This is a genomic window from Halomonas sp. BC04 (assembly GCF_000568385.1).
Genome location: NZ_AZQX01000373.1, coordinates 22514 through 46174 on the forward strand (window position 1 = coordinate 22514; position 23661 = coordinate 46174).

17 protein-coding genes and 3 pseudogenes are annotated in these 23661 nt (G+C 64.6%); 5 read left to right on the forward strand and 15 right to left on the reverse strand.

The window, feature by feature from the left end:
* Positions 1-4: 4 nt before the first annotated feature.
* The 4 genes from Q427_RS25110 to Q427_RS25125 all read right to left on the reverse strand — a co-directional run bounded on the left by Q427_RS25110 (position 5) and on the right by Q427_RS25125 (position 6921).
* Positions 5-364 (reverse strand): DUF6586 family protein, encoded by a 360-nt coding sequence (locus Q427_RS25110; RefSeq protein WP_331280705.1) that lies wholly within the window; start codon positions 362-364, stop codon positions 5-7.
* A complete protein-coding gene (gene topA / locus Q427_RS25115) occupies positions 361-2988 on the reverse strand; it encodes a type I DNA topoisomerase (protein WP_043518096.1) in 2628 nt (875 codons plus the stop codon). The genes Q427_RS25110 and topA overlap by 4 nt, the downstream gene beginning before the upstream one ends.
* 289 nt (positions 2989-3277) lie before the next feature.
* Positions 3278-5824, reverse strand: coding sequence for a DUF3141 domain-containing protein (locus Q427_RS25120; protein WP_081786214.1), 2547 nt, complete (start codon positions 5822-5824; stop codon positions 3278-3280).
* A gap of 170 nt (positions 5825-5994) precedes the next feature.
* The gene (locus tag Q427_RS25125; protein WP_043518097.1) at positions 5995-6921 is read right to left on the reverse strand and encodes an ATP-binding protein; all 927 of its coding nucleotides are present in this window, start codon (positions 6919-6921) and stop codon (positions 5995-5997) included.
* Positions 6922-7033: 112 nt separating this feature from the next.
* Here Q427_RS25125 and Q427_RS25130 point away from each other — a divergent pair, with 112 nt between their 5' ends.
* On the forward strand, positions 7034-8023 hold the full coding sequence (locus tag Q427_RS25130; RefSeq protein ID WP_043518098.1) for a LysR family transcriptional regulator: 990 nt from the start codon (positions 7034-7036) through the stop codon (positions 8021-8023).
* A gap of 182 nt (positions 8024-8205) precedes the next feature.
* Positions 8206-9258, forward strand: coding sequence for a lipoyl synthase (gene lipA, locus Q427_RS25135; protein WP_043518099.1), 1053 nt, complete (start codon positions 8206-8208; stop codon positions 9256-9258).
* Here the strand turns inward: lipA and lipB are convergent.
* The 11 genes and pseudogenes from lipB to Q427_RS25185 all read right to left on the reverse strand — a co-directional run bounded on the left by lipB (position 9245) and on the right by Q427_RS25185 (position 19634).
* Positions 9245-9876: pseudogene (lipB, locus tag Q427_RS30700) on the reverse strand (lipoyl(octanoyl) transferase LipB). The gene lipA and the pseudogene lipB overlap by 14 nt on opposite strands.
* Positions 9876-10190: an HP0495 family protein gene (locus Q427_RS25140; protein ID WP_043518101.1), complete on the reverse strand. Its 315-nt coding sequence runs from the start codon at positions 10188-10190 to the stop codon at positions 9876-9878. Before Q427_RS25140 ends, lipB begins: the two are co-directional and overlap by 1 nt.
* Positions 10191-10245: 55 nt before the next feature.
* Entirely contained in the window at positions 10246-11403 is a 1158-nt protein-coding gene (locus tag Q427_RS25145; protein WP_051496701.1) for a D-alanyl-D-alanine carboxypeptidase family protein, read from the reverse strand.
* A gap of 94 nt (positions 11404-11497) precedes the next feature.
* A pseudogene (locus Q427_RS25150) lies at positions 11498-12501 on the reverse strand (septal ring lytic transglycosylase RlpA family protein).
* Positions 12498-13562, reverse strand: coding sequence for a lytic murein transglycosylase B (mltB, locus tag Q427_RS25155; protein WP_051496698.1), 1065 nt, complete (start codon positions 13560-13562; stop codon positions 12498-12500). The pseudogene Q427_RS25150 and the gene mltB overlap by 4 nt, the downstream one beginning before the upstream one ends.
* A 56-nt stretch (positions 13563-13618) precedes the next feature.
* Entirely contained in the window at positions 13619-14779 is a 1161-nt protein-coding gene (rodA, locus tag Q427_RS25160; protein ID WP_043518102.1) for a rod shape-determining protein RodA, read from the reverse strand.
* A 3-nt stretch (positions 14780-14782) separates the two neighbouring features.
* Positions 14783-16689, reverse strand: a pseudogene (gene mrdA / locus Q427_RS25165) (penicillin-binding protein 2).
* A 42-nt stretch (positions 16690-16731) separates the two neighbouring features.
* Complete coding sequence (gene rlmH / locus Q427_RS25170; RefSeq protein WP_043518103.1) at positions 16732-17199, reverse strand: 23S rRNA (pseudouridine(1915)-N(3))-methyltransferase RlmH; 468 nt, start codon at positions 17197-17199, stop codon at positions 16732-16734.
* Positions 17196-17558, reverse strand: coding sequence for a ribosome silencing factor (gene rsfS / locus Q427_RS25175; RefSeq protein ID WP_043518104.1), 363 nt, complete (start codon positions 17556-17558; stop codon positions 17196-17198). The genes rlmH and rsfS overlap by 4 nt, the downstream gene beginning before the upstream one ends.
* A gap of 67 nt (positions 17559-17625) precedes the next feature.
* Positions 17626-18255 carry a nicotinate-nucleotide adenylyltransferase gene (gene nadD / locus Q427_RS25180; RefSeq protein ID WP_051496702.1) on the reverse strand — a complete coding sequence of 210 codons (630 nt, stop codon included), beginning with the start codon at positions 18253-18255 and terminating at the stop codon, positions 17626-17628.
* Positions 18256-18329: 74 nt separating this feature from the next.
* Entirely contained in the window at positions 18330-19634 is a 1305-nt protein-coding gene (locus Q427_RS25185; protein ID WP_043518107.1) for a glutamate-5-semialdehyde dehydrogenase, read from the reverse strand.
* 95 nt (positions 19635-19729) lie between these two features.
* On the opposite strand from Q427_RS25185, the gene Q427_RS25190 reads away from it, so the two are divergent.
* From Q427_RS25190 to Q427_RS25200, 3 genes are read left to right on the forward strand one after another with little or no spacing between them, the layout of a single operon-like run.
* Positions 19730-20602, forward strand: coding sequence for a hypothetical protein (locus tag Q427_RS25190; protein ID WP_155833693.1), 873 nt, complete (start codon positions 19730-19732; stop codon positions 20600-20602).
* Positions 20592-21527, forward strand: coding sequence for a diguanylate cyclase domain-containing protein (locus tag Q427_RS25195; RefSeq protein WP_051496700.1), 936 nt, complete (start codon positions 20592-20594; stop codon positions 21525-21527). Before Q427_RS25190 ends, Q427_RS25195 begins: the two co-directional genes overlap by 11 nt.
* Before the next feature lie 31 nt (positions 21528-21558).
* Positions 21559-22962: a bifunctional DedA family/phosphatase PAP2 family protein gene (locus tag Q427_RS25200; RefSeq protein ID WP_043518109.1), complete on the forward strand. Its 1404-nt coding sequence runs from the start codon at positions 21559-21561 to the stop codon at positions 22960-22962.
* Positions 22963-23661: the final 699 nt, after the last annotated feature.

Sequence of the window (23661 nt, forward strand, 5' to 3'; positions counted from 1 at the left end):
GCAATCAAGCTGGGGCAGCTGATCCGCGACGACGTGCCACACCACCGCTTTCATGCAGTGCCTCGAGCCGGCTGAGCAGCCAGGCCAGCCAGCTCTCCGGCCGGGCCGCGAGCTCTCGCAGCCGGTGGAGCTCTGCCACCGGCTCACCCTCGGGGCCAAGCAGCTCACGCCAGTCATGACGGGCCAGGCGGGCATGCTCGGTGACCTCCCGCAGCAGCGACTCCAACGCCAGCTCCGTCAGGGCCAGCGCCCCCTCCTCGGCCGCCATGCGGCGCGCCTCGACATGCTCGTCGCTACCCGGCGGCATATCGAGCAGCAGCTCGGCCTGATAGAGCAGCTGATTGGTGCGGGCCCGCGGGGTCATTTGCGCTTGTCCTCCACCTGCCACCTGCCGTTGTCGAAGTAGGCCTTCCAGCCGGTGGCCTTGCCCTCCTCCTCGGTCATCACGAACTGCTCCTTGGTCTTGCGGGAGAAGCGGATCTGACTGGGACGGCCATCGGGATCCTCGCTGGGCGCATCGAGCAGGTAGTGGTATTTCTCCGGCAGCTCTTCGGCGTGGGCCTTGAGTTCGCGTACCAGCGGCGGACGGGTCTCCCGGTTCTTGGGGAACTTGCTGGCCGCCATGAACAAGCCGCTGGCGCCATCGCGCAGCACATAGTGGTCCTCCACCTTCTGACAGGCAAGCTCCGGCATGGGGATGGGATCCATCTTGGGCGGCGCCACTTCACCGCTCTTGAGCAGCTTGCGTGTGTTCTTGCATTCGCTGTTGGTACAGCCGAAGTACTTGCCGAAGCGCCCGGACTTCAGCTGCATCTCGCTGCCGCACTTGTCGCATTCGATGGTGGGACCGTCGTAGCCCTTGATGCGGAATCGGCCCTGCTCGACTTCGTAGCCATCACAGTCGGGACTGTTACCGCAGATATGTAGCTTGCGCTGCTCGTCGATCAGGTAGCTGTCCATGGCCGTACCGCACTTGGGACAGCGATGCTTTGCCCGCAGCGCCTCGGTCTCGGCTTCTTCGTCGGCATCGGCGGCGACTGCCTCCTCGCCGGGCAGCAGGTCGATGGTGGTCTTGCAGCGCTCCTTGGGCGGCAGGTTGTAACCGGAACAGCCCAGGAAGACCCCGGTGGAGGCCGTGCGAATTTGCATCTTGCGTCCGCAGGTGGGGCAGTCGATATCCGTGGGCACCGGCTGGTTCGGTCGCATGCCGTCTTCGCTCTGGGCCGCCTCGAGCTCCTGGCGGAACTCCGCGTAGAAGGCATCGAGCAGCTCCCGCCAGTTACGCTCGCCTTCGGCCACCTCGTCGAGCCCATCCTCCATGCGCGCCGTGAAGGAGAAGTCCATCAGGTCGGGGAAGGACTCCTTGAGACGCTCGGTGACGATGTCACCGAGCTTCTCGGCGTAGAAACGACGGTTCTCCAGCTTGACGTAGCCACGGTCCTGAATCGTGGAAATGATCGACGCGTAGGTGGAGGGCCGGCCGATTCCGCGCTTCTCCAGCTCCTTCACCAGGCTGGCCTCGGTATAGCGGGGCGACGGCTTGGTGAAGTGTTGCTGTGGGTCCAGCGCCGCCAGGGTCATGGGGGTGCCCTTGGGCAGGTCGGGCAGCGCCTGGTCCTCGTTCTTGCCCGCCGGCTTCATGACACGGGTATAGCCGTCGAACTTGAGCACACGCCCCTTGGCCCGCAGCTCGTATCCTCCGGTTTCCACGGTCAGGGTGCTGGAGAGATACTCCGCCGGCGTCATCTGACAAGCCACGAACTGACGCCAGATCAATTCGTAGAGGCGTTCGGCATCACGTTCCATGCCGGCCAGCTCACCCGCCTTGCGCTGTACCTCCGAAGGACGAATTGCCTCGTGGGCCTCCTGGGCGCCCTCCTTGCTGGAGTACCGGTTGGGCGCCTCGGGCAGGTAACGGCTGCCGAATTCAGCGTTGATATACTCACGCACGTTCTCCACCGCATCCTTAGACAGGTTGGTGGAGTCGGTACGCATATAGGTGATGTAGCCTGCCTCATAGAGGCGCTGGGCCAGCGTCATGGTCTTCTTCACCGAGAAACCGAGCCGGCCGCTGGCGGCCTGCTGCAGGGTCGAGGTGATGAAGGGTGCATTCGGCTTCGAGCGGGTCGGCTTGTCCTCACGGGAGGTAATGGCGAGGCTCGCCTCACGCAGCGCCGCAATGCGCTCCATGGTTTCGGCTTCCGACGTGGGTCGAAACGCCTTGCCATCCTGGCGAACCAGCTCGAAGCGAATGGGCTCGCCGTCACTCGACACCAGATCGGCATGCACGTCCCAGAACTCCTCGGGCACGAAGGCACGAATCTCGCGTTCGCGCTCGACGATCAGGCGCACGGCCACCGACTGGACTCGCCCAGCGGAGAGGCCGCGAGCGATCTTGGCCCATAACAGTGGCGACAGCATGAAACCCACCACGCGGTCCAGGAAGCGACGCGCCTGCTGGGCCTCGACCCGTGGAATATTGAGGCTTCCGGGCTCGGTGAAGGCCTCCTGGATGGCGTTCTTGGTAATCTCGTTGAAGACCACGCGCTTGTAGCGGGAATCTTCGCCGCCGATGGTCTCCTTGAGGTGCCAGGCGATGGCCTCCCCCTCGCGGTCAAGATCGGTCGCGAGATAGACGGCATCGGCCTTCTCGGCCAGCTTCTGCAGCTCGGCCACGACCTTTTCCTTGCCCGGCAGGATCTCGTAGTGCGCCTTCCAGCCATGCTCCGGATCGATGCCCATGCGGCGGATCAGTTGATCCTTGGCCCTGTGCTGCTTGTACTCGGCCTTCTCCTCGGGCGACATCTTGCGAGTGGCTGCGGCCTGGCGTGCGCGCTCCTTGGGGTCCGAGACTGTCTTGCCCGAGCCGCTGGTCGGCAGGTCGCGAATATGACCCACGCTCGACTTCACGATGAACTCGCTGCCGAGGTACTTGTTGATCGTCTTGGCCTTGGCCGGCGACTCGACGATGACCAATGACTTGCCCATAGTGCTCCACTTTCTGCGCGGCGAGGACCCGATGGCCCCCCCTGACGGTTCCGGCCCGCCTGTCCGAGCGGACGATCCTCGCGGGGGTGAAAAATGCGCTTACCCTACCCCAGCAACCCTCTTTGCGCCAGTCACGGCCCGAATGGCCGCACGGAACCAGCACTCTGAACGTAGCAGCAAGGCAGCTCTACTGTCGTTGACTGCAGCAGCCGACCCTCCAACACCCTGACCAAAATGCGGGTGCCCCCGCCGATGGAATCGGCAGGGGCACGGTACTGCATAAAGCGATTCAGCGCTTGCGAGGTTTGCGGGTCGCCTTCGGCTTAGGCTTGGCCTCGGCCTGCTCTGGCTCGGCCGGCTTGGGCTCTTCCTGCTTTGGCTCGGCCGGCTTGGGGTCTTCCTGCTTTGGCTCKKCCTGCTYTGGCTCTTCCTGCTTTGGCTCGGCCTGCTTTGACTCGGCCTGCTTTGGCTCGGCCTGCTTTGGTTCGGCCTGCTTTGGCTCGGGCTTGGCCTGCTCGGGCTTGGGAGAAGGCGTGCTGCCAAGCAGCTTCTCTACCTCATCACGAGCCACCACCTCGGCCCTGGCGCCACTCTCCACGTCCGCATGCATCTCGACCATTGCCTGTCGCTGGTCGTCCGGCTCGACCCGTTCCAGGGCCACGGCAAACAGCTGCCGGATACGCTCGTAGCGCTTGCTGGCATGCTCGCTGAGCCCACCGCTGGCGGCCAGCACATGGTCGATATGCTCGAGATGACCTCGAATCGCATCGGCCTTCTCCCCCGACAGCAGCTCCGGGATCGCCTCCAGGGCGGCTTCCCGGTCCAGCTTGAGGATGAAGAACTGGTCACGCACCAGCTGCTTGAAGTCGGCCAGGTTACGGCCCGGCTCGAGCTCGGCGTGGGAAGCACGCAGGCGCTTGAAGTTCCGCTCATCGGTGGTGGGTGAGCCGCCCAGCACGTGGATCACGGAGCGCATCACGGCTTCGTGGCTGCCACCCTCGGCAACGTGCTTGCGCAGCTCCTCATGGCGTTGCTCGATGAAACGGAGATGCTCGGGCTCGCTGCCCGGGCGGCGGCGATGTGCATGGGCGTCGCCGCCCAGACCCACCATGGCCTGCAGCAGCGGCTGGCCATAGATCTGCAGGAACAGCTGCTCGGTGGCGTTGTCGCGCAGCTCACGCCAGGCATCCAGGCCCCGAGTGAGCTGATCCGACGCGATACCCTCGAAGGTACGAAAGATATTGTCCTTGCCCACCTCATGACGATCCTGGCGCACCCAGTCGGCCAGCACGGGTAGCGGGACGGAAAGCGGGTTACGGTCCGAGAGCAGCTTGTAGCCCAGGCGAATGGGATGCATGCGACGAATCAGTCGTGATGCCTCGGGCGTCATCACGCCCCGCACCCACGGCTGGAGGAAGAGTCTGTAAAGTCCCAGGTTGATCTCCGATACCCGTGCCACGGTGGCGAAACGCGTATCGTCCTCTTCCCGGTGCTGGATAACCTCCCGGTTCACGCCCTCGATGGAACGGGGCTTGAACTCGAGCAGGTAGTCCCGTTCGATCAGTTCCGCATCGCTCCGCTCGGCCGCCGTCGTCACCTTCGTCTCGTAGAGGCCCGGTGGCAACACATCGATGTAATCGATGTTGGCCGTGAATTCGGTGTGCTCCTTGCGGGAAACGCTGCCCGAGACAAAGATGCCCAGGTGGCCGGTGGTGTCGTGCACGCAGTAGACGATTGTCTGGTTGCTGGCGATGATGTCGTCCACGTCTTCATAGAGATCCCGCACCCAGCCCAGTGCCTGGGGCGGCGGCGTGATGTCATCACCCTGGGAGCAGAACACCACCACCGGCGAACGCACGTTCCGCAGGTCGATTCGCCGTCCATCGGAAGTGACCAGCTGCGAGGTGGAGAGACGGTTGCCGATGAAAAGGTTATCGACGATGTACTGGATTTCCTCTCCACCGAGCACCACATGGCCGCCCCACCAGCGCTCGAAGTTCAAGTAACGGTCGGCTTCGGTATCGACGCTGGCAAATAGCTGATACTGCTTGCCCCACCAGGTGTTGGCCGGATTGAGCTTTTCGAAGTTCTGCACCAGCATGGCGCCATCGAACAGGCCGCTACCGATGTCGCTGGCCAGCGAGGTCATCCAGCTGCCACCGGACATGCCGCCAGCATATCGCATCGGCGCCTTGCCCCGTTCGCCGGCCCAGTAGGAGAGCGGCGCACCGGCAATCAGAATCGGTCCGAACAGGTCGGGCTCCAGCGATGCCGCCATCATGATCTGCCACCCGGCCTGGCAGTTGCCCACCACCATCGGCTTCTCTTCGGCCTCCGGGTGCAGCTCGATGACACGGCGCAGGAAGGCAATCTCCGCCTCCACCACGTCTTCCACCGTCTGTCCCTCTTCGGGATAGGGCAAGAAGCCGATGAAGTAGCAGGGGTGACCGGCACGCAGGGCCACGCCAATCTCGCTGTCTGACTTGAAGCCGCCGATCCCGGGGCCATGCCCCGCCCGCGGGTCCACCACCACGAATGGGCGGGACTGAAGGTCCAGTTCGACATTGGGTGGCGGCAGGATTCTCATCAATTCATAGTTGACCGGTCGCGGCAGCGTGCGGCCATCCATGATGACGTCGGCCTCGAAGCCCAGTACGTTGGGCTTGGATTGCTCGATGTGCTCCAGATACTGGTTGCCGCGCTGGCGCATCACGTCCATGTACAACACGCTGCGCTCGACGGCATCACGCCAGTAGTCAAACGCGGCACGGCCGAAACCAAAAGGATCCAGAAAGGTCATCGTCTTTTCAGGCGGTATCGGCATCAGTGAGGTCATGTGTGACTCCATGGTTCGCTGGCGCCGATCATGTCGACACCAGGAGGGAGATTGTTTGCTGCGATGCAACAATCATAGTACGTAGAGCGACATGATGACGAGTCATTTTGTCGATTTTCTGTATCCATACACCGCAGAATATTGTTTTTGAACATTTTTTCGAAAGCCTTCTATGAGCATTCCCACTCCGCCAGGGCCCGCCGCTCCCTGCGCTCCGCTTCGGCGGCATCACGCCCCCAGACCAGCAGCCTCGCATCCGGGAAGCCTGCACCATCGCCACGAGGGCGGTCCAGCCTGACGCCTGGCCCTCCGCTCAGGAAACCACCGGGAAACGACAATTGCTGCAAGCGTGCCTGGCCCGGACGTCCCGGCCCGTGCCCCATATGTCCCACCCGCGGACGACGAAGGCGCCCCCCGCCGATCAGCCGCAGCTGTTCAACGGCAAGGTCGAGCCCGGTCAGCACTTCGGCCAGGCCCTCATAGCCGGTCAAGCCGGGCTGCATGGCGGCAAAACCCAGCCGATTACCCACCAGCGAAAAGCTCAAGGTGGCCAGGCCAACCAATCCTATCGACTGAGCTCCCTTGACGGCCAGCTGGCCCAGATAGGCGCGCTGCTCGGGCGTCAGGCGCTCACTGGGCGCCACTGCGCGGCCGGGACCAAGAATCTCATGTTCGATCAGGGCCAGCGCCTGCCCTTGGGCATCGACCAGCACCGGCAGGTGCAGGGGCGAGCAAGCCTCTTCCATGGGGCTTAGCGGCACGCCCGCTTCCCGGATCAACCGCCGGCTTGCCGCCGGGTCGTGCATCGCCGCCAATAGACTATCGCCGGGGCCGACAAAGTCGAGACCGGCCCGTCTACTGGCCCTGGCCAGGGAGAGCTGCACATCGGTTCCCGCCTCGGCAGGATGCAGTAGATCGCAACCCAGGCGTCGGGCATGGGCCACCAGTTCATCGCCATGCCTGCCATCGCTGCCATGCCAGGGCAATCCCAGCTCGGTACATGCCTGGCCGGCCCGAAGCGCCGCGAGGCCACTGCCCGCCACCATGACCGATCGCCAGTCGCCAGGCTGATTGCCCAAGCTGTCGTCAGGTTCCATGAAGCCTTTCCTCGTGGGTGCCGAAAACCGGGCATGACCGCTGCCCGCAGGCGGTGATAGCATGAAATACGACGTTCAATGGGTGCCTGGCGCCCCTCCAGCGGATCGACCGATGACCACGCCAAGGCTGCTGAACCGCCTGACCTTTCGCCAACTCCAGGTCTTTCAGGCCGTCTATCGCCAACAGTCCTATTCCCGGGCGGCCGAGTCACTGGGACTGACACAGCCGGCAGTCAGTGCCCAGATCCGCCAGCTGGAGCAAGCCCTGGGCCAGCCGCTGTTCAAGTACACCGGCAAGATGCTGCATGTGCTGCCCGCTGCCGATGCATTGTCCACCTCGACCCAGGCCATCTTCGGTCAGGTATCGCGGCTGCAGATGGCGCTCTCGGACATGGCGGGCACCATCTCGGGAGAGCTCAACCTGGCGGCCGTTTCCACCGCGCAATATGTCGTGCCCCACCTGATTGCACGCTTTCGTGCCCATTATCCCAATGTCCAGGTGCGCCTGCAGGTGTGCAATCGCAGCCAGGCGCTGGAGCGCCTGTCCGAGCGACGGGACGACCTGGTCATCATGGCCATGGTGCCCGAAGACGACGACAACCTGGTGTTCATGCCGATACTGGAGAACGAGCTGATACCGGTGGTGTGGCCGGGACACCCGCTGCTGGAGGCCCGCAATCCCACCCTGGAGGATCTGGCCCGACACTATCTGCTGATGCGCGAACCGGGTTCCGGGGTTCGTACCGCCTTCGAACTGCAGGCGGCCGATCAGGACGTCGCCCTACCCCATACCATGGAACTGGGCACCAACGAGGCCATCAAGCAGGGCGTGATGGCTCACCTGGGCGTTGCGGTCCTGCCGCGACTGGCCGTAAGGCTGGAGCTGGGCGCGGGACTGCTTGCCGAACTCGCGCTACCCGGTTTTCCACTGCGCCGCTCCTGGTGCACGGTCCATCCCCGCGACCGCTTCCCTACCCCGGTGACGGAGCTCTTCCTGCGCTTCGTGCGCGAGCGGCTCGGCGAGTTCGAGGCCCACTTCAAGGCACCACCGAAGCCGATTCCGGACCACGGCGTGGTGTGCCTGCCGATCCAGCCCACCTGACCTTGGCACGCCTGCCTCCGCTGTCCCCTTCCGGGGCGAATATGGTAGATTAGCGGCCTGCGTCCAACGTATCAATCTGCGCGCCATGCAGCGCTCGTGCCATTGTCGTCGTCCCGTCCGGACGCCGTCGGCGCACAGCCACATGGCCCTGGCAGCCGCCGAGTGGAGGGGCTCACACCCTAATGAGCGACAGCACCTCAAAACGCGTCCCCAGCGGTGAGAAATTCCGCAACGAGCACGGCATGGCCGTGATCAAGGATGGCATCAAGCAGCGCAAGCAGCTCGAAGAGCAGCCCGAGCCGGGCCGGAAGCCCCAGTGGCTGCGGGCCCAGATCCCCGGCGGCGAGCGCTTCGAGGCGGTCAAGAAGAATGTCAGCACGCACCGGCTGAGCACCGTCTGTGCCGAATCGCACTGTCCCAACATGGGGGAGTGCTGGAGCAACGGCACGGCCACCATCATGCTGATGGGCTCGGTATGCACCCGCGCGTGCCGCTTCTGCGCCGTGGACACCGGAAATCCCAAGGGCTGGCTCGACAGCGAGGAGCCGGCCAACACCGCCAAGTCGGTGGAGTTGATGGGGTTGCGCTATGTGGTGCTGACCTCGGTCGACCGCGACGACCTGCCCGATGGCGGCGCGACGCACTATGCCGACTGCATTCGCGCCATCAAGGCGAACACGCCCCAGGTGGTGGTGGAGGCACTCACCCCCGACTTCGACGGCGACAGGCCGGCGATAGAGCGTGTCGTCGACTCCGGCCTGGAGGTCTTTGCCCAGAACGTCGAGACGGTGGAACGCCTCACCCACCGGGTCCGCGACCCCCGGGCCGGGTACCGCAAGACCCTCGACGTGCTGGCCCATGCCAAGCAGCACAAGCCGGAAGTCCTGACCAAGACCAGCCTCATGCTGGGCCTGGGCGAGACCGACGAGGAGATACTGGCCACCCTGGACGACCTGCGCGCCATCAACGTGGATATCGTCACCCTCGGCCAGTACCTGCGCCCCACGCGCAACCACCTGCCGGTCGAGCGCTGGGTCACCCCCCGGGAGTTCGAGCGTTATCGGCAGCTGGGCCTGGAAAAGGGCTTTCTGGAAGTGGCCTCGGGGCCGCTGGTTCGATCCAGTTACCGGGCCGACCAGGTGTTCGAGAAGAACAATCTCGGCCTTGCGGCGCCCGCCGAGGTGCCGGGCCAGGAAGCGAACCCCAACCGCATCGACGCCATCAACGTGGGATAACCAGTCCCCTGTCCAGCTCGAGCGCCAGGCACTGCGCCAGGCGCTCCCCCACCGCCTCGACGCCGGGGCAGTCGTCGACCAGGTCGCAAGTCGGGTCATGGCCATGCCCGCATAGCCGCAAGGATTGATCCGGTCGAAGGGGGAAAGATCACCATCCACATTGAGAGCCACCCCGTGAAAGCTCGCCCCGCGCCGAATACGCAGGCCCAACGAAGCAATCTTGGCCTGTCCCACGTAGACGCCGGGTGCATCCGGTCGTGCCCGCGCCACCACCTCGAGCTCCGCCAGCACGGCGATCACGGCGTTCTCCAGGGCTGAAACCAGATCGCGCACGCCAAGCCGGGCGCGGCGTACATCCAATAGCGGATAGAGCACCACCTGCCCCGGGCCATGATAGGTCACCTGTCCACCGCGATCGGTCTGTACCACGGGGATATCGCCCGGCATCAACAGATGCTCGGGCTTGCCGGCTTGCCCCTGGGTGAAGACCGGAAGGTGTTCCACCAGCCAAAGCTGGTCGGGTGTACGCTCATCACGGGTATCGGTCAGCGTGCGCATGGCCTGCCAGACCGGCTCATAGGCGCAGCGCCCCAGGCGATGGAGCTCGATCTCGCCCATCAAACCACCATGTGGACGCGCCCGGTGGCCTTGAGCTCGACAAACAGCGCCTTGAGCTGGGCCTCACCGGTGGCACGCATGGTCAGCCGCACCGACTGGAAGCGTGCGTTTCGGCTCTCCACCACTTCCAGCGTCGTCGCATCGAACTCGCTGTCGTGGCGTGAGACCACCTGACAGACCATGGCCGCGAAATCCTCGGCGGCATCCCCCACCACCTTGATCGGGTAGTCGCAAGGGAAAGTAATGGTCGCCGGCGCCTCGGGTGTTTTAGTCGATGTCGCCCGACGCAGGTCGCGCAGGTTCCTGTCGCTCATGTCCTTCCTACCCTTCAAAGCATTTCCGAATACGTGACTCGGCCATTCGACACGGCTAGCCGAACCAGCCGCCGATCAGGTTGCTGAAGAAACGCCTGACCTGGTCGAAGAGCCGCTTGAAGATGTTGCCCTCCTCGATCGACTCCAGGGCCACCAGGGCCTGCTCGCCGACGATGTCGTCACCTAGCCGCACCTCCAGCGTCCCCACACGCGCTCCCTGGCTGATCGGGGCATTGATGTCCTGGCGGATGTCGAGACGGGCGCTGAGCTCTTGATTACGGGCACGGGGAACGGTCATGAAGACGTTCTCGTCGACACCGACGCGCAGCTCGTTCCTTTCCCCACCCCAGATGCGTGGCGTATTGAGTACGGCACCCTGCTCATAGAGATTCAGCGTCTCGTAGTAGCGGAATCCGTAGCTGAGCAGCTTCTGTGTCTCCTGGGCCCGAGACTCCTCGGAGCTGGTGCCCATCACCACCGAAATCAGACGCATGTCGTCACGCTTGGCCGAAGCGACCAGACCGTAACCCGCCTCGGTCGTCCAGCCCGTCTTCAGGCCATCGACGGAGGGGTCTCGCCACAGCAGGCGGTTGCGGTTGGGCTGGCGAATATCACTGTAGGTGAAGTACTTCTCGGCATAGACCGCGTAGTGCTCGGGATAGTCGTTGATGATGTATTGCGAGAGCAGCGCCATATCCCGGGCCGAGGAGTACTGCTCCGGATGCGGCAGCCCGGTGGCATTGGTGAAATTGGTATTTTGCAGCCCCAGGCGCGTGGCGTGCTGGTTCATCAGGTCGGCAAAGGGGGCCTCCCCGCCGGCCAGGTGCTCGGCCACTGCGACGCTGGCGTCGTTGCCGGAGGCAATGATGATGCCGTAGAGCAGGTCACGGATCGACACTTCGGTATCGACCTCGATGAACATCTTCGAGCCCCCTGTACGCCAGGCGTTTTCACTGACGCGCACCATGTCGTCCATGCTGATGTTGCCACGATCCAGTTCCCGCTCCACCAGGTAGGCCGTCATCAACTTGGTGAGACTCGCCGGGGGCAGGCGCTCGTCGGCATTATGCTCGATGAGCACCCGGCCACTGTCGGCATCCATGAGGAACCATGACTTGGCCGCAATCTGCGGGGGGGCGGGGATCATGGTCTGAGGCGTAGGCACCGCCTGGGCCAGGGCCTGGGCCGTCATCAGGACCAGACTCAGCAGCATCACCGGCAACAGCAGAGGACGGAGTTTACGGAACAGCACTCTCATTGGTTTGGGTCTCATCGGAAACATCGGAAAGTGAAAAGCAAGGCGCCGATCAGTCGGCGCCATTGACGATAAAGGCCTGCTCGAAACCGGCACGTCTCAGCTCTGCCCGGGCCGGCTCGACCTCGGCAGCACTGGACAAGGGGCCGATCTGCACCCGATACATGCCGGCGGAGTCGGCCACCCGCACGGGATGCGACAGCTCATTGTCGAGCCTCGCCTTGAGCGCCCGAGCATTGTCCACCGATCCCAGCGCGGCGATCTGCAGATAGATGGCGGCCTGGTCACCGGCCGGCTCCGCCGTGGCTCGGCTCGGGGCTGCAACCTCCCGTGACGACTCGCCGGCTGGCCCAGGCTCGGCCAGTCGGGCCGGCTCAGTCTGAGCGGTACGCGACTCGCCGACAGGCGAGGATTGGACCGTCGTCGGGGCCGTCCGGTTCTCGCCATTGCGGCCGTTTTCTGCCAGCCACCGCTCGGGGTCGAGCGCCTCCACCTTCACCCCGCCGGTGCCACGGTCAAGGATATCCAGGCGCGCCGCGGCCGCATAGGAGAGATCGATCTCACGGTCATTGTGGAAGGGCCCGCGGTCGTTGACCCGCACGATCACGGAGCGACCGTTCTCCAGACTCGTTACCCTGGCATAGGTCGGCAGCGGGAGCGAGCGATGGGCAGCGGTCATCTCGTACATGTCATAGATTTCGCCGTTCGAGGTGGCGTAGCCGTGGAATTTCTCGCCGTACCAGGACGCGGTGCCCTGCCTGGCATAGCCACTGGCATCGGGCAGCACCCGGTAGGTCTTGCCCCACACCTCATAGGTCGGGCGGTTGCCGCCACGGGACGGTGGCTCGACACGAGGCACCGCATCCGGAATCTTGCTGACGTCTGGCGGGTTTTCGGGGTAGGCATCGCCACTCATGGCATAGCGACCACCACCTGAGGGTGCCGCCGCTGGCGCGCTGCGAGCCGCCTCTCGTTCGCCCGAGGCTGGGAGCCACCGCCACCGGCACAGCCGGTCAACAACGTGGCCAGTGCCAGGCCGAGGTACCAGGGTTTCATGTTCCCTCTCCGACACCATTGCTCGCCGGTTCGAGCGGCGGCGCAGCCAGCGCACGCTGGGCTTCGATTGCCTCGGCCAGCTCTGTCACTGCCATGGCATAGAGGTGACTGTGGTTATAACGGGTGATGACGTAGAAGTTCTCATGACCCACCCGGTAGCGCCAGGCCTCTTCGGACACCTCCAGCGAGAGCGGCACCACCAAGGCATCGTCATCGAGGCTGCCCTCGACCCGGATACCCGCCTCGGCAAGCTCGGCCACGCTGGCGTAGGGCCGGGCCGTGCGGTTGAAGTCAACCGCCGGCGGCGGAGTGTCCGGCCCCCGGGCCTCATGATAGATCGGGCTGCCCGGCTGCCAGCCATGTACGGCAAAATAGTTGGCGACGCTGCCGATGGCGTCGACCGGGTTGGTCCAGAGGTCACGTATCCCGTCACCGTCGAAGTCCACGGCATAGGCGCGATAGCTGGTCGGTATGAATTGGGGGTAACCCATGGCCCCGGCGTAGGACCCCTTCAGGCTGCCCGGCTCCACGCCCTGCTCCCGGGTGATTTCGAGGAAGGCCGTCAGCTCACCATGGAAGAAACTGCCCCGTACGGGGTGGTGAAAGGCAAGGGTCGACAGCGAGTCGATGACCCGATGGCGGCCGGTAAAGCGCCCGTAGCTGGTCTCGACGCCGATGATGGCGGCAATCATGTCCGCCGGTACGCCATACTCCGCTTCGGCGCGCTCAAAGGCATCATGATGCGCCTCGATAAAGGCCACGCCACGCTCGACCCGCTCCGGCTGCAGGAAGATTTCCCGATACTCGTCCCAGCGGAGTCGCCGTTCCGCGGCGCCTTCCATGGCGTCCAGTACGCCCTGTTGAAACTGGGCGCTGCGCAGGGCCGACTCAAGCCACTCACGCTCGATACCTCGATCGACCAGGGTATCGACAAGCTTTCCCGCTCCCTCGTGCTCCGCAGGATCGAAGTCTGCGGCGCTCGTCCCGGGCGCCAGCATCAACAAGCCCAATACGGCAATGCCGGTACCGCTGGCACTTTTCCACTTACCCACTGGCATCATTCGCTCGCCACTCCTGCTGGGGCTTGTCGTTCAGATATGACCATCGCTCGCCGTCGCTAGCGCGGCAACAGGCGACGGTGGCCATGAATGGACATGAGAATACCGAAACCCGCCAGCAAGGTCACGCTGGAGGTGCCACCGTAACTGACCAGCGGCAGGGGGACGCCAACCACCGGCAGGATACCGCTGACCATGCCGACATTGACGAAGACATAGATGAAGAACGTCAGGATGATACTGCCACCGAGCAGGCGACCGAAGGTATCGTGTGCCCCTGCCGCCAGCCAGAGGCCCCGGGTGACGATCATCAGGTAGAGCACCAGCACGACCAGCATGCCAATGAGCCCGAACTCCTCGCCCAGTACGGCAACGATGAAGTCGGTATGCCGCTCGGGCAGGAACTCGAGCTGGGACTGGGTACCCTGAAGCCACCCCTTGCCCCATACGCCACCGCTGCCGATGGCCGTGGTGGACTGGATGATGTTCCAGCCGGATCCCAGCGGGTCGCTTTCAGGGTTGAGAAAGGTGAGAACCCGCTGACGCTGATAATTGTGAAGGTTCATCCACAGCAGCGGCAAGGCGGAAGCGGCCAACACCAGCAGGAAGGCGATAAAGCGCCAGGAGAGGCCGGCCAGCAGCACCACGAACACCGCCGCACAGGTGACCAGCAGGGAAGTGCCCAGGTCGGGCTGGCGGGCGATCAGCAATACCGGCACGCCGATCAGCACGCCACAGACCAGCAGGTCATACCAGCGGGGCGGTAGCTCACGCCGGCTCAGCCACGCCGCCACCATCAGCGGCATGGCCAGTTTCATCAGCTCCGATGGCTGGAAGCGCACCACACCGGGAATGGTCAGCCAGCGTTTCGCCCCCATGCCCGTGTCGCCCACCAGTTCGACCGCCACCAGCATGAGCAGGCTGGCACCGTAGACGAGCGGAGCCCATCGCAGCAGGGTGGTTGGCGTCAGCTGCGAGAGCAGCAGCATGACCACGACCGCGACAAGGAAGCGACTCCCCTGGGCGATGACCGCATCGATGTTCTGGCCGCTGGCGCTGAACAGCACGCCCAGACCGGCCACCATCAGCACCAGCAGCATGAGCAACAGCCAGGGGTCGAGATGGGTACGCTCCCAGATACTCTTGCGACGGGCGATGCCGCTCTCGGGCGGGCGCACCGGCCGGCGACGCAGGCCTCTGGTCAGATAGGTCAACGCCATCGATCAGTTTCCCGCCACGGTGCCGGTGTCATTCTCCAAGGTCTCCCGCAGTTGCTCGACATCCACTTCCTCTTCATCCAGCAGCCAGGCATCGGTCATGGCCCTAGCCAGGTGCGCCGCATGGGTACTGCCCCCACCGGCATTCTCAACGATCACCGCCACGGCGATCTGCGGGTCTTCCAACGGTGCGAATGCCATGAACAGCGCATGGTCCCGCAGGCGCTCTGCCAGCTCCTCGGCGTTATAGCGCTGGTCCTGTCCCAGTGAGAAGACCTGGGCGGTGCCCGACTTGCCCCCCATGCGGTACTCGAGGCCCACCCCGGTGCGGCGGGCCGTGCCTTCGTGGCCGGTGAGCACCTTCTCCATGCCGGAAAAGATCTTGTCCCACCAGTAGTCGTTGTCGATTTGCAGAGCAGGCGGGGTGTTCGGCAACGCGAGCTCGACGGCCTCCCCCCCGATACGGCTAGCCAGCCGGGGCTTTACCCACTCACCTCGATTGGCCAGGACGGCCGTGGCGGTCGCCAACTGCAGCGGCGTGACCTGCCAGTAGCCCTGGCCAATACCGACCGATAGCGTTTCACCCGGGTACCAGGGCTGGCCGAAACGGCCACGCTTCCAATCCCGCGAGGCATCAGGGCGCCACTTTCCCCGAATACGTCATGCCCCACCCGCTGCCCGAAGCCGAAAGCACTCATGCGGTCATGCACCCGATCGATGCCGAGCTCATGGGCCAGCGAATAGTAGTAGGTGTTATTGGAAACGGCGATGGAGCGCTCCATATCGACGCGCCCATGCCCCCAGCGAAGCCAGTTGCGATAGCGGCGACTGTCGTTGGGCAACTGGTAGAAGCCGGGATCGTTGATGGTACGGTCCGGAGTGATAACCCCTTCGGCCAGGCCCGCCATGGCCAGGAACGGCTTGATGGTCGAACCCGGCGGATACTGGCCACGTATGGCCCGGTTGAACAGCGGCAGGTCGAGGTCTTCCTGAAGCGCCCGGTAGGAGGCGAAATCGATACCGGTGACGAACTGATTGCTGTCGAAACCCGGGGCCGAGACCATGGCCAGAATTTCTCCGGTGGCGGGGGCAATGGCCACGATGGAACCACGCCGCCCGTCGAGCAGTTCATAGGCCAGGGTCTGAAGCTGCATGTCGATGGTCAGGGTCAGATCCTTCCCCGGCACCGGGTCGGTGCGCCCCAGCTCGCGCAACACCCGCCCCCTTGCATTGGTCTCGACCTTGCGTAGGCCCGCCTGGCCGTGAAGCACATCCTCGTAGAAGCGCTCGACACCTGTCTTGCCGATGAAGTGCGTCCCGGCGTAGCGACCCAGGTCCAGCGTCTTCATCTCCTCGGCATTGATACGACCGACATAACCTAGGGCATGCGCCGTGATATTGGCATCGGGATAGTAGCGCAACAGCTGGGCCTCGACCTCGATGCCAGGCAGACGATGCCGATTGACCGCAAGCCGGGCGATCTGGGCCTCGTCCAGATCACTCATCAACAGCGCCGGCTGGAAGGGGCGCTGACGCTGGCGTGAGCGCAGCCGAAAGGCCTCAGCCTCCTCGGGGGACAGCGCCAGCAAGGCTTCCAGCAGGTCGAGCGTCCCATCCAGGTCCTCGACCCGCTCTCGAATCAGCGTCAGGTTGTAGGTGGGCCGGTTTTCGGCAAGCAGCACCCCATTGCGATCCTGGATCAGGCCCCGGGTCGGGGGCAGAGGCTCGACACGCACGCGATTCTTTTCGGAGCGGGTACTGTAGACCTCATGCTGCACCACCTGCAGGTAGACCAGTCGCCCCATCAGCAGGCCGGTCAATGCCACGATCAGCAAGCCGGCGAGCAGCGAACGGATTCGAAAGATGCGCAGCTCCTGCTGCGGATTCTTGAGGGTGTCACGGCGATCGCGCATGCCGGCTATGACCTCGAATGACTATTCCGGGGGAACCACCGTTCAACGGTGATAGGGATGCCCCACCATCAGGGTCCAGGCACGATAGAGTTGCTCGGCCAGAATCACCCTGACCAGCGGGTGCGGCAAGGTCAGCGGCGACAACGACCATCGCCGGTCGGCATTGGCGGAGAGCTCGGGCGAAAGTCCATCGGGACCTCCCACCATCAGCGCCACATCACGGCCTTCAAGCCGCCATGCCTCGCCTTCACGGGCCAGCCGTTCGGTACTCCAGGCCTGGCCTTCGACTTCCAGCGCCACCGTGAACTCATCACCGCGCAGGCGCTCACGAATTCGCTGCGCCTCCAGCGCAACGGCACGTGCCACATCGGCATTCTTGCCCCGCTGCCCCGGGGCAATTTCCTCGATCTCCAGGGCAAAATCCCGGGGCAGGCGCTTGCGGTACTCCTCTACCCCCGCATTGACCCAGGCAGGCATGCGGGTACCCACCGCCAGCAGGCGGACTCTCATGCGCTACCGTGCTCTTCTCTGGGCTCCACATCGCTCGGCAGGTCGGCCCAGAGACGCTCCAGGTCATACAGCTGGCGGGTTTCGGGAAGCATCACATGCACGACCAGGTCGCCGAGGTCCACCAGCACCCAGTCGGAGCCGGCCTGCCCTTCCACACCCAGAGGCGGATGGCCGCTGGCCTTGGACTGCTCGACAATGTGGTTGGCCAGCGCTGCCACGTGGCGCGTGGAGGTGCCGCTCGCCACTATCATCAGGTCGGTCACGCTGGTAAGGCGTGACACGTCCAGCATCGCCACGTCCTTGGCCTTGAGGTCATCCAGTGCATCTACCACCAATGTCTTGAGCGAATCGTTGTGCATAGCCCCTCGTCAACGGGAAGTCTTGGTCGGTGCCCATTGTAGCGTCTTGCGCGGCCCCTGGCAGCGTTCAATGCGTTCGATATAGGGCTCTTTCGTGTATTCGCGCTTCCACGGCTTCGGGGAGCAGGTAGCGGACGCTGCTGCCGGCACAGAGCCGCCGACGAACCGCGGTGGCTGAGATCGCCATTCGCGTCGGCAGTGCAAGGCGCAACAGCCGTCCCGCCGGGGACTGGAATAGTGCCTCACAGCTATCGACCTCTCGCCGGTCGATCAGTTCGACCAGCGCCTCGGGCAATGGCGCGTCGTGGTCGGGGCGATCGATCACCACCAGATGGGCCAACTCGAAGAGGCGTTCCGGCGTTCGCCACTCCGCCAGACGAAGAAAGGCATCATGACCCAGAGCCATCACCAGCTGCGCTCTTGCGCCGTACTCCTCCCGCAGACTGGCCAGGGTATCGGCACTGTAGGAGGGTCCTGCGCGCTCAAGTTCACGGGCGTCCGCCAACAGACCCGGTGTATTGCCGATACCGAGCTTCAACAACGCGAGGCGCTCCTCGGGCGTCACCGACGGCTCGTCACGCAGCGGCGGCATGCTGGCAGGCACCATGTGTACCCGGTCGAGCGCCAGGCACTCACGCAGCTCGACGGCGCTGCGCAGGTGGCCCAGGTGCACTGGGTCGAAGGTTCCGCCCAGCATGGCGATACGCGGCGGCCTGGCGGGCACAGTCTTCCCTTGGCCTGCCGACACTTCCGGGCGCGGGCTTTGCCGGCTCACCCTCGAACCTGGCCGTCACCCAACACCACGTACTTGCGCGTGGTGAGACCCTCGAGGCCCACCGGGCCACGGGCGTGCAGCTTGTCGGTGGAGACACCGATTTCAGCGCCCAGGCCATATTCGAAACCGTCGGCAAAGCGGGTCGAGGCATTGACCATCACCGAGCTGGAATCGACCTCGGTCATGAAGCGGCGGGCCAGGCCATAGTGTTCGGTCACGATGGCATCGGTATGGTGCGAGCCGTAGCGTTCGATATGCGCGATCGCCGCGTCCATGCCGTCGACCACACGAATCGCCAGCACCGGTGCCAGGTATTCGGCCTCCCAGTCCGCCTCGCTGGCGGGAGTAGCGACCTCAAGCACGCGGCAGGTCCGCTCACAGCCTCGCAGCTCGACCCCATGCTCGGCATAGGCGGCAGCCAGCCGGGGCAAGAGCGATTCGGCCAACGGCGCATCGACCAGCAGCGTCTCCATGGTATTGCAGGTGCCGTAGCGCTGGGTCTTGGCATTGATGGCGATGGCCATGGCCTTGTCCGGATCGGCGGTGGCATCGATATAGACATGACAGACGCCATCCAGATGCTTGATCACCGGCACACGCGCCTCCCGGGTGATGCGCTCGATCAGCGACTTACCGCCGCGGGGGATGATCACGTCCACATACTCCGGCATGGCGATCAGGCGCCCCACGGCGGTCCGGTCCGTGGTCGCCACCACCTGCACGGCGGCTTCGGGCAGCCCGGCCTCGAGCAACCCCTCGCGTATGCAGACCCCAATGGCGGCGTTGGACTCGCGAGCCTCCGATCCGCCGCGCAGTATGCAGGCATTGCCGGACTTCAGGCACAGGCTGGCAGCCTCGAGAGTCACATTGGGCCGCGACTCGTAGATGATGCCGATCACACCGAGCGGCACCCGCATCTGGCCGACCTGGATGCCGCTGGGCCGCATCCTCATGCCATCGATTTCCCCTACCGGGTCGGGCAGGGCAGCGACCTGCCTGAGGCCTTCCACCATGGCGTCGAGTCGTCCATCATCGAGTGCCAGCCGATCGAGCAGGGCGTCATCGAGCCCACTCTCGCGGCCACGGGAAAGATCCCGTGCATTGGCGGCGAGTACCTCGGCGCGGCGGCGCTGAAGATGGTCGGCCATGGCCCGCAGGGCACCGTTCTTGTCGGCGGTAACGGCGCGGCGCATTTTCGTGGCGGCGACACGGGCAGCCTGGCCTAGCCGCACCATGTAGGCATCGACATCGCCGATGGCCTGGTCGGCGGTGGATTCGGTTCGAGAGGCGTATGCGGACATGCGGTTTCAATATCTCCTGGACGACAGCCTCAGAGGAGGCTGCGGACGTTATACTGGCGCAACTTCGTGTCGATCACCATAGATAGTAAGGCACCATGCAAAGCAAGTACAAAGTCGGATTGATGCGCCTGAACCTGTTGGTCGCGGCACTGCTTCTGGCCCTTCTGGCCTACCGGACGGAGCTCTTCGCCAGCGCCTTGCTGCTGTGGCTGGCTGTGGCCTGGCTGACGGTGACTGCATCGCTGCTCGAGTTCAGTCACCGGCGGCCCGCCACAGTCCCTTGGCAACTGCTGCCCAGCCTGCTGCTGGCCGGCCTGCTGTGGACGGACCCCGAGCGGCATGCCCTGTGGATCTGGGGCTGGCCGGCCCTGCTGATGCTGCCTCAGCCGAGATGGATGCTGGGCCTCACCTTCATCCTGGCAGGCCTCGCCTGGTGGTCTCTCATCGGCGTGCTCGGCTTCGAACAGTCCCTCTTCTCGGGCCTGCTTCTACTGACGTTGATGTTGCTCGGGCTGGCACGCAATCTCCAACTGCAACCGCTGCGGCTCGCCTCACGACAGCGCGTCCGCCTGGCTCCCGGGCTTCCGCTATGGACCGCGCACCAGCTGGCTACCGACCTGCGTCGCGAACGTGCACGTTGCCGTCGTGAAGGGGTGCATGGCGAACTGCTGCTGCTCCGCACATCACGCCACCTGCTTTGGCCCCTGGCCCAGGACCTGTGTCGCCAGACCCACGACTTCGAGACCTGCTATCGCCTCAATCAGCATACGCTGGCCGCCCTGCTGCTGAGTCGCGACCGGGAGCAGGCCCGGTCACGGCGCCAGGCACTGCTCGATGGCCTGCGCACCCCGGTGAAGGCAAGGTTCACCACCCTCGAACTCGCCGGCTCTCTCGACGAGCAGCTGGCTCGCTTCGACGAACAGGACGTCACCCTCGCGGTCGAACCGGAGCCCAACCATGGACGATGAGAGCAAGTGGTCTTCCACCCGCACAGCCATCGCCTACGCTGCCGGCGCCCTGCTGCTGGGGGGGTACGCCCTGTGGCACTACCTCATGGGCGACTACGACCGTATCCTGGCCCCTGCCATCCTGGCCCTGCTGATACTGGTCGCCATGCTGCTGCGTCTCGCAATGACCACCAACGCTCGCCTCTCGGCTTACCTGGTGCTGATAGCCGGCTACCTGATGCTGGCACTGGAACTCCCCCAGCTGGAGAACGCCGCCCCCTTCTGGGCCGGACTGGCGCCCCTGCTCACGCTTCTCCTGGTACCGCTGCCCCCGGCGATACTCCTCAATCTCCTGCTGGCACCGGTCTGGCTGGTCCTGGTCAATGATGGACAACTCGGCAGCGAGGTGGCCCTGGGCTATCTCGCCCTGATGGTCGTCGCAGCCCTGGCGCCGTGGGAGCAGAACCGTCAACTGGCCCTGCTCAAGGCCACCGACCCGAGGGATCCCGAGTGCAACGCACTCGCCAAGGACACACTCGACGAACTCCTTGCCAGCGAGTATCAGCGCACCGAACTGCTTCACCAACCGCTGGCCGTCCTGATCATCCACCTGCCTCAGCTGGAAATGGCCAGCGAGCAGTTCGGCAGCCGGACACGCCAGGCGCTGCTGGACGCACTATGCCGAGAAGCCAATCGTTGCTCACGGCGCCACGACTTCCTGGGGCGCCATAGCGCAGCCACATTCTGGCTGGTACTGCCCGATACCAGCGAAAGCGGTGCACAGATGGTCCAGCAACGAATAGAGGAAGCCATCGATCGTACGGTGCTCGTGGATACAGGGCCTCTGCGCGCGCCCACCCTGCTATGCCAGCGTATCGGCGGCGAGTCATGGCAGCGCTTCGAACAGCGCCTGCAGACCCTGACACGCCGCCTCACAGAGCAATGATACACGCCGATCCCTTTCAAGGAGCCCACGCTTGAGCCTGACCGAGACCCTCTACCAGCTCGCCCCCTCGCCGGGCATGCTGCTCTTCATCATTGGCCTCATTGCCCTGCTCGAGTCTCTGGCGCTGGTGGGACTGCTCCTGCCTGGCGTGGTACTGATCACCGCGGCCGCATCGCTCGCCGGACACCAGGACATGGCCATCCCCACCATTCTCCTGGCGGCATTCATCGGTGCCGTGATCGGTGACGGACTGAGCTTCATCCTGGGCTACACCCAACGGGAACGGGTCACGCGGCTCTGGCCTTTCTCGCGGCACCCCGAGTGGCTGTCCCGCGGCGCCCGGTTCTTCCAGCGCTACGGCAGCCTCTCGGTGTTCTTCGGCCGCTTCGTCGGCCCGGTGCGCCCGGTGATACCTTTGATTGCCGGCATGCTGCACATGTCGCCCCGCGCCTTCGCCTGGGCCAACCTGGCCTCGGCGGCCCTTTGGGCACCGGCCTATGTCCTGCCCGGCTACCTGCTGGGCCAGACCTGGCAGCAGCTGCTCGGCCTGCCTCCCGGCCTGGGCGGCCTGCTGATCGCCCTGACACTCCTCGTGGTAGCGCTGGGAATCATCTTTTCCTGGCTGCGTCATCAGTTCAGCCGCAGCGGCCGGTTCTATCGCCTGCTGGCAAGCGTCGCTCGGCGCCACCCGGTAATGCGACGCCTGTGGCTGACGCACAGCTGGCGTAGCCGCGGCGAGATACCGCTGGCAAGCTGGCTGCTGCTGATTTTCTCGCTGGGCGGGCTCTCGGGACTGACCATCGCCGTGATACGCCAGCGCGGCCCCTTCGATCTCGACCTCAAGGTACATGCCCTGTTCGACAGCCTGGCGGTGCCGGCCTTGCCCGCTGCCGGCCAGCTGCTGGCGCGTGTCGGAGACATGTATGGCATTCTGGCACTGGTCATTCCCTGGGGTCTCTGGCTGCTGACGAGGCGGCACCTGGCGGCTCTCCTTCATCTTGCCGCCGGCCTGGGCGCCATCGCCCTGCTCAACACACTGGGCAAAGCGATCATCGGCCGGTCGCGACCGGATACGCCGGACTATCTCACCGGTTCGCTGGCTTACCCGAGCGCCCACGCCTCCTCCGCCGTGGTGCTCTATGGCCTGGCCGCCGCTTTCCTTGCCCAAGGGCTGCCCCGCCAGAAGCGCTTCTGGGCCTACTGGGTTGCCATTGCACTGGCGCTACCGATGGCCCTGTCCCGTCTCGTCATCGGCGTACACTGGCTCAGCGACCTGATCGGCGGCGCTCTGCTGGGGCTGGTGGTCTGCGCTCTCGTCCGCCTCTCCTGGCAAAACAAGCCTCGCCCGTCGATGACGCCCTGCCCCTGGCTGGCGCTGACCGCGGCGTCCCTGGTCCTGGTGGGAGCGAGGGTAGCCTGGCTGCCACCGGTATAGATTTTCCTGAGTACTCACCTTGATCAGCCATCGGGCCAATCTTGAGCCACACTGAAAGAGTTCGGATGGTCAAGAAGTGATAAATCGTCCTCCCTTAGCGATTTTCTCCACCAACGTTGCCACGCCGCTGTAGGAGTAGCTTCAGCTCACGACTGGAGGCCGCAGGCCTCCCGGCGGTGTTGCCCGTATTCGCGACGACAACCAACCTTTCAGCCTCCGCCGAGGCGCCTGGCGGCGCCAGTCGCGACGCAGAGCGGCGCTCCTACAGCTGTCTTTTCCTGCCACGACACCACGCCGCTGTCGGAGGAAGCTTCAGCTCCGGTCCGACGCATCGGCGACTGGAGGCCGCAGGCCTTCCGGCGGTGTTGCCCGTATTCGCGACGACAACCAACCTTTCAGTCTCCGCCGAGGCGCCTGGCGGCGCCAGTCGCGACGCAGAGCGGCGCTCCAACAAGGTCTGCAACGACCGCATTGTAGGAGTAGCTTCAGCTCACGACTGGAGGCCGCAGGCCTCCCGGCGGTGTTGCCCGTATTCGCGACGACAACCAACCTTTCAGCCTCCGCCGAGGCGCCTGGCGACGCCAGTCGCGATGCAGAGCAGCGCTCCTACAGCTGTCTTTTCCTGCCACGACACCACGCCGCTGTCGGAGGAAGCTTCAGCTCCGGTCCGACGCATCGGCGACTGGAGGCCGCAGGCCT